Source organism: Nonomuraea rhodomycinica, assembly GCF_013363995.1.
In the GTDB taxonomy this organism is placed as follows: Bacteria; Actinomycetota; Actinomycetes; order Streptosporangiales; family Streptosporangiaceae; genus Nonomuraea; species Nonomuraea rhodomycinica.
In genome coordinates, this window is the sequence record NZ_JABWGO010000001.1 from 1,849,761 (window position 1) to 1,862,516 (window position 12,756).

At 70.1% G+C, this 12,756-nt stretch carries 13 protein-coding genes and 1 tRNA gene; 7 read left to right on the forward strand and 7 right to left on the reverse strand.

Annotated features, from left to right (window positions below; translation table 11 throughout):
- Positions 1-55 precede the first annotated feature (55 nt).
- Together HT134_RS08545 and HT134_RS08550 are read left to right on the forward strand one after the other, a co-directional pair.
- Positions 56-1,186, forward strand: coding sequence for a sensor histidine kinase (locus tag HT134_RS08545; protein ID WP_175599598.1), 1,131 nt, complete (start codon positions 56-58; stop codon positions 1,184-1,186).
- Entirely contained in the window at positions 1,183-1,833 is a 651-nt protein-coding gene (locus HT134_RS08550; RefSeq protein ID WP_175599599.1) for a response regulator, read from the forward strand. Before HT134_RS08545 ends, HT134_RS08550 begins: the two co-directional genes overlap by 4 nt.
- Before the next feature lie 5 nt (positions 1,834-1,838).
- Here HT134_RS08550 and secY read toward each other — a convergent pair whose 3' ends face one another.
- Complete coding sequence (gene secY, locus HT134_RS08555) at positions 1,839-3,128, reverse strand: preprotein translocase subunit SecY (RefSeq protein WP_175599600.1); 1,290 nt, start codon at positions 3,126-3,128, stop codon at positions 1,839-1,841.
- Between the two features lie 104 nt (positions 3,129-3,232).
- Positions 3,233-3,853 carry a TetR/AcrR family transcriptional regulator gene (locus HT134_RS08560; protein ID WP_217707245.1) on the reverse strand — a complete coding sequence of 207 codons (621 nt, stop codon included), beginning with the start codon at positions 3,851-3,853 and terminating at the stop codon, positions 3,233-3,235.
- Positions 3,854-3,914: 61 nt separating this feature from the next.
- Between HT134_RS08560 and HT134_RS08565 the strand changes: the two genes are divergently transcribed.
- Complete coding sequence (locus HT134_RS08565) at positions 3,915-6,134, forward strand: ATP-binding cassette domain-containing protein (RefSeq protein ID WP_175599601.1); 2,220 nt, start codon at positions 3,915-3,917, stop codon at positions 6,132-6,134.
- On the opposite strand, the gene HT134_RS08570 is transcribed toward HT134_RS08565, so the two are convergent.
- The 3 genes from HT134_RS08570 to HT134_RS08580 are packed head-to-tail and all read right to left on the reverse strand — an operon-like array spanning position 6,119 to position 7,422.
- On the reverse strand, positions 6,119-6,898 hold the full coding sequence (locus tag HT134_RS08570) for a putative hydro-lyase (protein ID WP_312888041.1): 780 nt from the start codon (positions 6,896-6,898) through the stop codon (positions 6,119-6,121). The two genes, HT134_RS08565 and HT134_RS08570, sit on opposite strands and share 16 nt — an antisense overlap.
- A gap of 36 nt (positions 6,899-6,934) precedes the next feature.
- Positions 6,935-7,198 (reverse strand): hypothetical protein, encoded by a 264-nt coding sequence (locus HT134_RS08575; protein WP_175599602.1) that lies wholly within the window; start codon positions 7,196-7,198, stop codon positions 6,935-6,937.
- Positions 7,198-7,422, reverse strand: coding sequence for a DUF6158 family protein (locus HT134_RS08580; protein ID WP_175589016.1), 225 nt, complete (start codon positions 7,420-7,422; stop codon positions 7,198-7,200). The genes HT134_RS08575 and HT134_RS08580 overlap by 1 nt, the downstream gene beginning before the upstream one ends.
- A 95-nt stretch (positions 7,423-7,517) precedes the next feature.
- On the opposite strand from HT134_RS08580, the gene HT134_RS08585 reads away from it, so the two are divergent.
- Positions 7,518-8,450 (forward strand): LysR family transcriptional regulator, encoded by a 933-nt coding sequence (locus HT134_RS08585; protein ID WP_175599603.1) that lies wholly within the window; start codon positions 7,518-7,520, stop codon positions 8,448-8,450.
- Positions 8,451-8,468: 18 nt separating this feature from the next.
- On the opposite strand, the gene HT134_RS08590 is transcribed toward HT134_RS08585, so the two are convergent.
- Positions 8,469-9,020 (reverse strand): histidine phosphatase family protein, encoded by a 552-nt coding sequence (locus HT134_RS08590; RefSeq protein ID WP_175599604.1) that lies wholly within the window; start codon positions 9,018-9,020, stop codon positions 8,469-8,471.
- Positions 9,021-9,179: 159 nt separating this feature from the next.
- Between HT134_RS08590 and HT134_RS08595 the strand changes: the two genes are divergently transcribed.
- Positions 9,180-9,253: transfer RNA gene (locus HT134_RS08595), tRNA-Ile, on the forward strand.
- A gap of 202 nt (positions 9,254-9,455) precedes the next feature.
- Here HT134_RS08595 and HT134_RS08600 read toward each other — a convergent pair.
- On the reverse strand, positions 9,456-10,511 hold the full coding sequence (locus HT134_RS08600; RefSeq protein ID WP_175599605.1) for a tyrosine-type recombinase/integrase: 1,056 nt from the start codon (positions 10,509-10,511) through the stop codon (positions 9,456-9,458).
- A 54-nt stretch (positions 10,512-10,565) separates the two neighbouring features.
- Here HT134_RS08600 and HT134_RS08605 point away from each other — a divergent pair, with 54 nt between their 5' ends.
- Both HT134_RS08605 and HT134_RS08610 read left to right on the forward strand, forming a co-directional pair.
- On the forward strand, positions 10,566-10,715 hold the full coding sequence (locus HT134_RS08605) for a hypothetical protein (RefSeq protein WP_175599606.1): 150 nt from the start codon (positions 10,566-10,568) through the stop codon (positions 10,713-10,715).
- 1,026 nt (positions 10,716-11,741) lie between these two features.
- Positions 11,742-12,575, forward strand: coding sequence for a hypothetical protein (locus HT134_RS08610; RefSeq protein WP_175599607.1), 834 nt, complete (start codon positions 11,742-11,744; stop codon positions 12,573-12,575).
- Positions 12,576-12,756: the final 181 nt, after the last annotated feature.

The window sequence follows — 12,756 nt, forward strand, 5'->3', positions numbered from 1 at the left end:
CCGCGGGGCGGGAAATGGCTAGGATCGAGGCGATACGAGCCTGGCCGGGTGGGGGATGGTGAGCGAGGACACGCACAGCGGCGGCCGGTCACGCGGGTGGTTCGCGCGGCTGGGCGACGTGCCCGTCGTGGTGATGCTGGCGTGGGCCGGCTGGCTGGCGGTCCCGTGGTCGTTCAGCGGCCTGGCCCAGGCGCGGGCCGCCGCCGCGGCGGCCGCCGAAGCCGGTCTCCCTCCAGCGCCCGCCGCCCCGGAGGCGGCCTCGCCGCCGGTCCCGGAGGTGGTCTTCCCGCCCGTACCGGAGACGGCCTTCCTGCCCGTCCCGGAGGCGGCCTTCCCGCCCGTCCCGCGCGAGAACGCCGCCGTGGCCGGACTCGCCGCGCCCGGCAAGGCGTGGGGGCTGCCCGCGGCCCGCGACGTCACCGCCACCGTCCTCCGGCCCGCCGCCGCCCCGGAGGCGATGCGGGAGGCGTTCGCGGCGGAGCGGGCGTGGATCGCGGGCGAGGTGCACGACGCCGCCGGCCACGGGCTGGCGGCCATCGCCATGCAGGCCGGGGTCGCCCTGGTCACCCTGGACGACGATCCCGAGCAGGCGCGGGTCTCGTTACGGGCCATCCGCGAGACGAGCCTGACCGCGCTGGCCCAGCTCCGCGCCGCCCTGGACCGCCTGGATCCGCGCCCCGGCGAGCTCCCGCACGCCGAGGGCACCGCGGGCGGGGCAGCCGGCGCGAACGGCCCTGACGGCATGAACGGTGCGGACGGCGGGCTCGGGGCGCTCGTCGACGGGGTGCGGGCCGCCGGGCTCAGCGTGGACGTCGAGCCGGACACCCCCGCCGTGCCGCCCCGCCTCCAGGACGTCGTCTACCGCGTCGTGCGCGAGTCCCTCACGAATGTCCTGCGCCACGCCGGGCCCTCCGCCACGGCCAGGGTCACGCTGTCCGGCGAGCCCGGCGCGTACGTCGTGGAGGTCGTCAACGACGCGGCCCGGACGAAGGCGGCACGGGAGCTCGCGGGCGAGGCCGGCACCGGCGGGCGCGGCCTGGCCGGGATGCGCGCCGGCGTGACCGCGCTCGGCGGGCACCTCACGGCCGGCCCCCGCGAGGACGGCGGCTTCCGCGTCCTCGCCCGCTTCCCCGCGGACGCGAACGCGGGCCCGGGCCCGGGCCCCGGCCCCGCGGAGGGCGCGTGATCCGGGTCGCCGTCGCCGACGACCAGGCCGTCGTGCGCATGGGCCTGCGGGCGCTGCTGGAGCGCGAGCCCGACCTGGAGTGCGCCGGAGAGGCGGCCGACGGCGCCGCCGCGCTCGACCTGCTCCGCCGCACCCGTCCCGACGTGCTGCTGCTCGACATCCGCATGCCCGGCATGGACGGCCTGGCCACGCTGCGCGCCATCGCCGCCGACCCCGAACTGGCGGGCACGCGGATCGTGGTGGTGACGACGTTCGCCGTCGACGAGTACGTCTTCGCCGCCCTCCAGGCCGGCGCCAGCGGCTTCCTGCTCAAGGACAGCGCCCCCGACGAGCTGGTGAACGCGGTGCGGGTGGTGGCGGCGGGCGAGGCGCTGCTGTCGCCGTCGATCACCCGCAAGGTCATCTCGCTGTTCGGCCGGAGCGGCGCCGAGCCCGTGCGCGGGCTGGACACGCTCACCCCGCGCGAGCGGGAGATGGTGGCGTGGGTGGCGACCGGCCGTTCCAACGAGGAGATCGCCGGGGAGCTGGTGATCAGCCCCGACACGGTCCGCACGCACGTGAGCCGGGCCATGGTGAAGCTGGGGGCGCGCGACCGGGCCCAGCTCGTGGTGTTCGCGATGCGGGCCGGCCTGACCGTCCCGGGGTAGCGGGCTCAGCGCAGGAAGCCCTCGTAGGTGCGCTGCTGGAGCTGCGCCTCGATCTGCTTGACGGTCTCCAGGCCCACGCCCACCATGATCAGCACGCTGGTGCCGCCGAACGGGAAGTTCTGCTGCGTCCCCGGGTCTCTGAGGATCATGAACGCGATCATCGGCAGCAGCGCGAGCACGCCGAGGTAGAGCGCCCCGGCGGCGGTCAGGCGCGACAGCACGTACGCGAGGTAGCCGGCCGTCGGCCCGCCCGGCCGGATCCCGGGCACGAACCCGCCGTACCTGCGCATGGAGTCGGCCACCTCGACCGGGTTGAAGCTGATCGACACGTAGAAGTAGGCGAACCCCACGACCAGCAGCACGTACGCGGTGAGGTAGAGCGGATGCGTCCCCGTCCCGAGGACCCGCGACAGCCACCCGCCCACCCCGTCACCCAGCAGCGGCGCGGCCATCGAGGGCAGGTAGAGCAGCGACGAGGTGAAGATGACCGGCACGATCCCCGCCTGGTTGACCTTGAGCGGGATGTAGGTGCTGGTCCCGCCGTACATGCGGCGGCCGACCATGCGCTTGGCGTACTGCACGGGCAGGCGGCGCTGCGCCTGCTCCACGTACACGACGCCCGCGACGAGGAACGCGCCCGTCACCAGCAGCACGCCGAACGAGAACGGGCTGACCATGAAGATCGTCGACATGTAGGCGGGGAAGACGGCCACGACCTGGGCGAACATCAGCAGGGACATCCCGTTGCCGATCCCCCGGTCGGTGATCAGCTCGCCGAGCCACATGACGAGGCAGGCGCCCGCGACCATGGTGACCACGATGACGGTGACGACGAGCAGGCTCTGGTCGCGCAGCAGCGGCGTGGCGCAGCCGGGCAGCAGGTTGCCGGTGCGGGCGAGCGCCGTGACGGTGCCGGCGTTGAGGACGGCCAGCCCGACGGTGAGGTAGCGGGTGTACTGGGTGATCCTGGCCTGCCCGTTCTGTCCCTGCTTGCGCAGCGCGTCCAGGCGGGGCACGACCACGGCGAGCAGTTGCATGACGATGCCCGCGGTGATGTACGGCATGGCGCCGAGCGCGAAGACGGACAGCTTCAGCATGGCACCCCCGCTGAGGAGCTGCATCATGTCGACCAGCCCGCCCCGCGCCGTGCCCAGGCACTGCCGGACCGCGACCACGTCCACACCGGGCGCGGGCAGCGTCTGCCCGAGCCGGAACAACGCCAGCAGACCCAGCGTGAACAGCAGTTTGCGGCGGAGCTCCGGCACCCGGAACGCCCTGATCAGCACAGTGAGCATGGCTCAGGAGTCTGGCCCGGGGCCGGCCGCCGGTCGTCCGCTCAGCCGATGCACCCGTGTACGCGGATCCGCGTACACGGGCCTCCGTCAGGACACGGCGCCGGTCATGAGGGCGGATAGACCGCGGCCAGGACCTGCGGCAGGCGCGGGACCAGCCGGGTGAAGCGGCCCTGCGCCCAGCCCGCGTCCGGCTCGTTGGCGAGCTGCTGCGACACCAGCCCCGCGATGAGGCTCGCTGCCAGGGCGAGCCCGTCGTCGCCGGCCGCGTCGGGGTGCAGCTCGCCGCGCTCCACCGCGCCCCTGATCAGGCCGGCGAAGTGGGCGTGGATGTCCAGGGCGGGCGCGTACGCCTGCGGCGACGGCGTGAAGCCCGGCACCGGCCGCCAGAACAGCAGCTGCGCGAGCACCTGGTTGTCCATGATCCACCGCGCGCCCGCCTCGTAGGAGGCCCCGAGGGCGCGCAGGCCCGGCGGGTGCGGCTCGGCGGCCCGGCGGACCGCGTCGAGGTACTGGCGCTGGCCGCGCTCGAACAGCGCGTCGTACACGGCGGTGCGCGACGGGAAGTACCGGTACAGCGAGGGCGGCTGGACCCCGAGCCGCCGGGCCACCGTGGACAGGCTGAGCCCGGCCACGCCCTCCTCGGCCATCACGCCGAGCGCCAGCCCGAGGATCTCGTCCTTCGTCTCCGCCCTGCGCCGGGCCCTGCGATCCGGAATGTCAGCCACGGCGTGTAGCTTACGCTACGAGGATTAGCTACGGGTATTAGCGAAAGCTAAGGGGGATCGCATGTCGCGCGACATCGTGCTCACCGGAGTGCGCCAGAACAACCTCAAGGACGTCTCGCTGCGGCTGCCCAAGGAGCGGCTCACGGTGTTCACCGGGGTGTCGGGGTCGGGCAAGTCGTCGATCGTGTTCGAGACGATCGCGGCCGAGTCGCGGCGCCAGCTCAACGCCACGTTCAGCGCGTTCGTCCGCAACCGGCTGCCCTCCTTCGAGCGCCCCCGCGCCGAGCGGCTGGCCGGGCTGACGGCCGCCGTCGTGGTGGACCAGAAGCCGGTCGGCGGCAACGCGCGCTCCACGGTCGGCACGATGACCGAGATCCATCCCATGCTGCGGGTGCTGTTCTCGCGCCGGGGCGAGCCGTCGGCGGGCCCCGCCACGGCCTACTCCTTCAACGACCCGCAGGGCATGTGCCCCGAGTGCCACGGCATCGGCCGCACCATGGAGGTCGACCCCGACCTGCTCCTCGACCGCGACCTGTCGCTGGAGGAGGGCGCCATCCGCATCCACCCCGTCGGCTCGTACGCCTGGAAGCTCTACGCGGCGAGCGGCCTGTTCGACCCCGCGAAGCCGCTGCGCGACTTCACCGGCGAGGAGCTCGACCTGCTGCTGTACGGCGGCGGCTTCAAGGTCGAGCGCGGCGGCGGCTACGAGAACACCTACGAGGGCGTCATCACCCGCTTCAACCGGCTGCACCTCAACCGCGCGGTCGACGCCCTCGACGAGACGGCCCGCCGGGTGGTCCGCGAGGCACGCTGCCCCGCGTGCCGGGGCGCGCGGCTCAACGCGGCGGCGCTCGCCTCGCGCATCGGCGGGCGCAACCTCGCCGACCTGTGCGCGATGGAGGTCGCCGACCTGATCGGCGTGCTGGACGAGCTGGACGACCCGGTCGCCGGCGAGGCGGTCGAGGCGCTGCGCCGCATCGAGGCGATCGGCCTCGGCTACCTGACGCTCGACCGCGAGACCCCCACGCTGTCGGGCGGCGAGGCGCAGCGCCTGAAGACCGTGCGCCACCTCGGCAGCAGCCTGACCGGCCTGACGTACGTGTTCGACGAGCCCAGCGCGGGCCTGCACCCGCGCGACGTGCACCTGCTCGGCGACCTGCTGCTGGAGCTGCGCGACAAGGGCAACACCGTGCTGGTCGTCGAGCACGACCGCGACCTGATCGAGCTCGCCGACCACGTCGTGGACCTGGGGCCGGGCGCCGGGGCCGACGGCGGCCGGGTCGTCTACGAGGGGACGGTCGCGGGGCTGCGGGCGAGCGGCACGCTGACCGGCCGCATGCTGGAGCGGGTGACCGGGTTCAAGGACACCCGCCGCGAACCGGCCGGCTGGCTGACCGTCGGCGGCGCCCGCACGCACAACCTCAGGAACGTGACGGTCCGCCTGCCCCTGGGCGTGCTGACGGCGGTCACGGGCGTGGCGGGGTCGGGCAAGAGCACGCTGGCCACGGTCGAGCTCGTCGAGCGTCATCCCGGCGTGATCCTCGTGGACCAGTCGGCGATCGCGGCCTCGGCGCGCTCGACCGTGGCGACGTACCTGGGCGCGATGGACCCGTTGCGGCGGATGTTCGCCCGCGCCCACGGCGTGCGGGCGGCGCTGTTCAGCGCCAACTCCGAGGGCGCCTGCCCGGCCTGCGGGGGACGCGGCCAGATCACCACGGACCTGGCGTTCATGGACCCGGTGACCCGCGTGTGCGACGCGTGCGAGGGCACCCGCTTCCGGCCGGAGGCGCTGTCGTACCGGGTCGGCGGGCGGACGATCGCCGAGGTGCTGGCGCTGACGGCCGACGAGGCGGCCCGCGCCTACGACCTGCCGGGACCGGCCCGGCTCGCGGACCTGGGGCTCGGCCACCTGACGCTGGGCCGCGCGCTCACCACCCTGTCCGGCGGGGAGCGGCAGCGGCTCAAGCTGGCCCACCGGCTGCGCGAGGAGGGCAACGTCTACGTCTTCGACGAGCCGACCACCGGCCTGCACATGGCCGACGTCGGCACGCTGCTCGCGCTGCTCGACCGGCTGGTCGACGCCGGGAACACGGTCATCGTGGTCGAGCACGACCTGGAGGTGGTCAAGCACGCCGACTGGGTGATCGACCTGGGGCCGGAGGCCGGCCGGCACGGGGGCGAGGTGGTGTTCGAGGGCACGCCGCCGGAGCTGAGCCGGGCCGCCACCGCCACGGGCGCGTACCTCGCCCGGTCGCTAGGGAGTCTTCAGCTCACCCGGTAGTCGTCGTCGCGCACGTCCATGATCGCCATGTGGCCCGGCAGGTGGCCGATCGCGAACTCCACCCCGCTGGCCATGATCGCCGCCTGCGGCGTCACCCCGCACGCCCAGAACAGCGGCACCTCGCCCGGCCGCACCTCGACCGGATCGCCGAAGTCCGGGCGGGCGAGGTCCGCGACGCCGATCGCGGCCGGATCGCCCACGTGGACCGGCGCGCCGTGCACCATCGGGTACCGGCCGCTCACCTCGATCGCGGTGTCCACCAGCTCCTCCGGCACCGGCCGCATCGACACGACGAGCGGCCCGGACAGCGTCGTCGTCGGCTCGCACGGGACGCTCGTGCGGTACATCGGCACGTTCGTCCCCAGTTCGAGGTGCCGTACCGGCACGCCCGCCGCGAGCAGCGCACCCTCGAAGGTGAAGCTGCAGCCGATGAGGAACGGCACCAGGTCGTCGCGCCACGACGCGACCACGTCGTCGGCGTCGGCGACCGGCCGCCCGTCCCGGTAGACGCGGTAGCCCGGCAGGTCGGTGCGCAGGTCACCGCGGAACAGCGCGGTGGAGCACGCTCCCGGCTCCCCCACGTCGAGGACCGGGCACGCCCGCGCGTTGCGGTGGGCGAACAGCAGCAGCTCGTAGGCGATCGGCCGGGGCACGGCGATCAGGTTGGCCTGCGTCCAGCCCCTGCACCAGCCCGCGGTGGGCGACCGCTCGCCCGCGCGGAACCGCTCGCGCGCCTGCGCGGGCGTCAGGTCTGCGACATCCACGCTTCGACAGTACGCCCGGGGGTGCCGCCCCGCGCTCTACTGAGTCTCCACCGAGAAGGTGTGCGGGCCGAGACCCATGCCGTCGCCCTGAGGCACCACGTACCCCTGGGCGACGAGGGTCGCCAGGCTGCGCCGCAGCGCGTCCTCCTCCAGGCCCGTGGCGCGGCACAGGGCGCCCACGTCCACACTGCCCCCGCCCTGCGCCTGCGCGGCGACGGCCTCGTAGACGTGCACGTCCACGTCCGACAGCGCCTGCACGTCATGGGCCCGGGCGTCTTCCGGCTCGTCGTGGTGGGTCATCAGCGTGCCCTCGCTCCCTCCCGCAGCCGCTCGGGGTCCACGTCCCGCTCGGGGTAGCGGCGCAGGTACTCACTCTCCAGCTCGTTCGTCCGCGAGGTGTGGCGGGCGAGCGCGTCGTCGGAGCCGTGCAAGAAGGCGTCGGTCCGGGTGGCGTGCAATTGCCGCAGCTCACGCAGGAGATCGTCGTCACTCAGGTCTCTGGGGTCTATTCCCATGGTCGTCATGGGGTGGCCCCTACCCTGAATGACCTCGACAATATCTGTCACATTTCCTGACACATGGGATTGCCGCGAACAGAAGTGAGCCTTACCTTCCCGGTATGGACCTTGAGCTCCGGCACCTCAGGATCGTCCGGGCGGTCGCCGACGCGGGCAGCGTGAGCAAGGCCGCGTCCACGCTGGGTCTGGCGCAGCCGGCCCTGTCCGCCCAGCTCAAACGCATCGAGAGAGCGCTCGGCGGCACCCTGTTCGAACGCGACAGGCTCGGGGCCCGGCCCACCCGCCTCGGCGAGCTGGTGCTCGCCCGCGCCCGCGTCCTCCTCCCGGCCGCCCAGGAACTCCAGGACGAGGCGGCCCGCTTCGTCACCCGCCCCTCCCCCGGGTTCCGCATCGGCGCCACGTACGGGCCCGTGCTCGGCGGCCTCGTCGACCGGCTGGCGGCGGAGCACACGGTGAGCACGTACACGAGCTGGTCGGCCCGCGAGCTGGCCTCGATGGTCGAGCTCGGACGCCTGGACTACGCCCTCGTCGGCGCCTGCGGCGACAGCGGCGCCCCCGCCGGCGCGCTGCTGTGGGACTCCATCAGCCTGGACCCGGTCTTCGTGCTCGTCCCCGAGCGGCACCCGGCGGCCGGCGAGAAGGAGGTGGAGCTGGCGGACCTGGCAGACGAACAGTGGGCCGTCACGCCGGGCGACGCCTGCTTCGCCGACTGCTTCGCGATGGCGTGCGCCCGCGCCGGGTTCACGCCCGGCACCATCTACGAGACCGACGTGGCCACCTGCGCGCACCTGGCCCAGGTCGGGCGCGCGGTGGCGCTCTGCCAGGCCACCCACGTGCCGGAGCCGGGGCTGGTGATGGTGCCGCTGGCGGGGGCGCCGTTACGCTGGCGCCAGCTCCTCGGCCGCCACCCCGCCGCGCCGGACGCCACCTGGGTCCTGTCCCACGCCAAACAGGCGCACCTGGACTCGGTACGCCGGAACCCGGTGTACAGCGACTGGCTGGTCCGCAACCCCTCCTTCGGCACCGCCCCGTGACCATCCGCCTTCAGCGGCTCACACGGGCCAGGTGGCCACCGTGAACTCCCACCCCGGCCGCCACACGAACGGCGCGTCCACCAGCTCCTCCAGCGGCACACCCTCCAGCAGGTTCTGCAACGCCCACCGGTTGGCCGAGTGCGCGACGACGAGCACCGTGCGCCCCTGCCAGTCCCTCATGCAGTCCTCCAGGAAGGAGGCGGTCGCGGCCACCACGTCCCGGTAGCTCTGCCCGCCGGGCCAGGGCGCGTCGATGTACCGGCGCCGCAGGGCCGCCACCTCGCTCACGGGCCGCCCGTTGTAGATCCCGTAGTCGCACTCCCGCAGCCGCGCGTCGAGCCGGACCTCCTTGCCGCCCCTGTCACGGGCCGGGAAGGCGATCTCCACGGTCTGCACCGCGCGCCGCAGGTCGGAGCAGTAGACCACGTCCACGTCCCGCCGCCGGGCCCCGAGCTCGACGGCCAGCTCCCGCCCGCGCTGCGACAGCTCGCCGGGCAGGACGCCGGTGGCGATGCCGATCTCGTTGTCCACGGTGACGGAGTGCGTCTCGTAGACCAGTCTCACTCCCATCCCCAGACGCTACCGGCCCGCCCCGGGAACCCGTGACCCCCTCGATCAACGCCCGGGACCGTGGAATGATGTGCTGGCAGCGAACCCTCCCCGGCGCGACGGTCCTATGCTCTACCCTTAGCCTGCGCCCCGGGGTTGGGGCGCGGACAACTGAATCCAGGGGCGGTAGCTCAGCCGGTCAGAGCATCGGACTCATAATCCGTGGGTCGTGGGTTCAAGTCCCACCCGCCCTACTCTCTTCACCACCCGATCCCTGGCTTGAGCAGGGGTTTCGTCGGATCGCGGGTTACGTGGCCAGGCAGCCGGAAGCAGCAGAGAGCAGCCGCATGCCACCCGTCGCGGAACATACGCGGAATGGATCTTGGGGCGTTTCCCCAGGTCACGCATAGCAAAAGACCCCGGATGGTGTCCGGGGGTCCAGTGCGTTCCGTGCGATCACTGCGACAGGGCTTCCAAGATCCGGCCGTTGGCGACGTCGCGTTGTCCGTCGATGCACTTGGCGTAGACCTTGAGCAGCACGTCCACCCCGTGGCCGGCGCGCTCGGCGGCTTCCGGGGCATGGACGCCGGCGTTGAGCCAGAGCGAGACGGCCGCGTGCCGCAGGTCGTACGGCCGGGCAGCGAGCGGGGATGCGACCTGGTCGGGGGTGAGGGCGAGGGTTCGTGCCTCCTTCCACACCTTGGAGATGGTCGAGCCCGAGAAGACAGCGCCGGTTCGTGTGCGGAACAGCCGGCCGTCTTCGGCCACGCCGTGCTGCTCGATGTGCTCTCGGAGGATGGCCACCAGCTCCGGAGGGATCGGCACAACGCGGGTCGTCTTCACATCGCGGTGCTTCAGGCCCCGTTCGTCGTGCCTCTCCCCCGAGTCCGTGTAGCGCTTGATGCTCTCCGAGCAGGTCTTCTGAAGGGTGAGCAAGCCCCACCCCTTCTTTGGGAGCAAGCAGTCGTCGTGCCGGAGACCTGCCGCCTCTCCCGGTCGAAGGCCACCGAAGTACATACAGGCGAACAGCGCCCGCAACATCGGGCCGCGCGAACGCCCGACGTAGGTCACCGCGGTGAGCAGTTCCCGCGCCTGTCCGGGGTTGACGACCGAGCGCCTATCGACCTCGCCGCTCACCTTGACCTTGCGGAACTTGACCTTGTGCAGCGGATTTGCCGAAAGCTCCTCCAGCTCAACGGCGTACTCCAGGGCGTGGTGGAAGACGGCTCGCTTGCGGCGGTAGGTCGAGGTGGCCGCTGCACTGCCGTCCATGCACAGGGACAAGGATTCCAGAACGGCCCGCGCATGCTTGGTCTCCTCCAGGGCGCTCAACGGGAGCGATGCCGCCTCCAGCCAACGCACGGTCCGAGCGATCTCCGGTGTGGGGGTCGGCCGGCGATCCTCAGGCAGGAACGAGTACTCACGCAGTGTCCGCCGGATGATGTCGTCGGATGGCTGGCCGGGCGCGTCGGTGACCAGGACGCGGGTGACGGTGGCGAGTGTGTCGGTCATGCCCTCGCGAGACTTGGCTGCCGCGTGATCCTTGACGCTGGCATCCCTCGCGTAGTGACCGCCTGGAAAGAACCGCCCACCTTCGTCATCGACGCCAACGGCACCGAAGCCCTGACCGCCGCAGGCGTCACGGTCATCACGTTGCCGGAACTGACAGACGCCGCACGAGCCGCCAACACGCACCTCATCGGACCCAGCTCATAGCGACCGGACGACTTGCCGAATTGTTCTCATAGGTATCAAGCGGCGGCGCGGCGCCCCGCCGTACCCCCGGCCCTCCGCCCGCCCGCCGTCCGGGCGTGCGGCCTGGGGGCCGGTCCCGGACGGCGGCGGGACACCGGGCCGGGCGCCGCACGCCCTCCCGCCGTACCAACCGAACGCTCCGACCAGGGTTGCCACGCCGCCGCGCATATGCAGCCCTCACGATTGCCCCGGCATCGCTGGTCACCTGCATGGTCGGGGGTGATCGAAGGGCCACGGCTTCGTTCCTAAGCCCCAACACCAACGGATCATGCGACAGATGCACGACCGAGCTGAGTTCACACTGTCCCACCACCACATCCTCTTGGCCTGACCCGTCATCACCACCGAAAGAGAGACAAAGCCCTTAACACTCCGCGCAAACAGGGCGTCGGTGCGCAATGAGCGGCTGGGTTGAAGCAATCTGCCGATCTCTAGGAACGGTCTAGTCATGGAGGCTCAGATCCTCGATAATCGGAATCCATGAGCCCTGTCGTAACCGTACTCGCGGCACTCACCACATATATAGCCATCTGTGCTGTATTAGCAGCAGTAGCTGCCGGGATGGTTTTATCAGTCGGAGCACTACTGCGATGGGGGCACTATGATTTCGCCAACTTCCCTTCTTTTCTTCTACTGCGACGCTATGGTATTCGGCGCGGGATTTGGCCATACCTTTGTGATGTAATACGCCGAAGCAGGAGGAGTAGAAGCGCTGCCCTAGATGCATTGCATCAGCATATTTGGCTTGTCATCGTACCTCCGGTTTGCTGGTTTATCTCGGCAATCTTTCTTGGGATAAGCACACTCTCCCAACAAGCTCTGTGGAAGGCTTTAGGAGTACAGGCAAGGCCAACACTACAGATAGTCCCGATAATGGCATTCATGGGCGCTGTCGCTGGTACCTGGATATTCCTACGTGGGTTCGGATACATCGCCCGCCCTTGGGTAAAGCATTACGGAAGGTACGATCGAATTAAGCTGCCCAACATGTTAGGGCGGCACGGCAAGACTCGCATAGCAGTAGATGCGTTCTGGCTTTCACATATCCGGTCCGCAACACTGATCGTGGGCGCTTCCCAGACTTCTGTTTTCTTCCCAGTCCTTGTTGGTGGCGGGCTAACGAAGACATTCACCTGGCTCGAAAGCGGGCCCTTTCCCCTGCTGCTGATAGTGGCCGTCTATCTACCTCCGGTATTTTGGGCGCTTTGGATTATGGGGCGCCTTGAAAAGCGTTGGGCCTCGATGGAGCTACCAGTACGGCTTGCGCAATTGCTTGATCCGATTCAGTCTGAAAGTGGCCCGTCAATCGATGGGGAAGACGGCTTCCTGCCGGCGCTCGATCATGCGCTGAGAAAAAAACTCATCGCCATAGTTGGTTTGCTTGATAACTCCGCGAATCGACTGGATGCACAGCAGCCAGTTGGCTTTACTCCCCATCCCATCTCAACGCTCCTACGAGGAGCGTCTGTACAGCTGAGGGAATTCCTTGTGGGGCCGAATTATGGCGCACAACTCTCCTCTCGCCTAGATGAGATTCTACGGCTTATTTTGGTCATATTCAGCGAACCAAAAGACGCCGCCCAATATGACAAACTAGCATCGCTTGTCGAGGCGTTTGACGAACAAGGGACACCGTCTATCGAACTGCCAGTAAAGCCTCCAGGGAAACTGTCACGACTGTTCTCTCGTGCAACTGCAAGCGCTCAAGGGACCCTAGCAATAATGGGCGGGTTGATCGCATCATTAGTACCGCTACTTGCGATAGCTCTGGTCCTTTTGGGCAAAATAGACATAGAGAAACTTGTGGAGCTGTTAAAATAACCCGGCCCGGCCAGTCGAATTATACCGTGCCTTCGAGATCGCAACCACTCGAGGAATTATACGGCCAACACGAAGCCACAGTGAGCAGTCCACAGCAGGAACACGGACATCGGCTATGGCGTACGGCGTGTGAGGGAACCGCTGGGAAGGCGCGCGTCACAGACATGCATGGTGTACGACC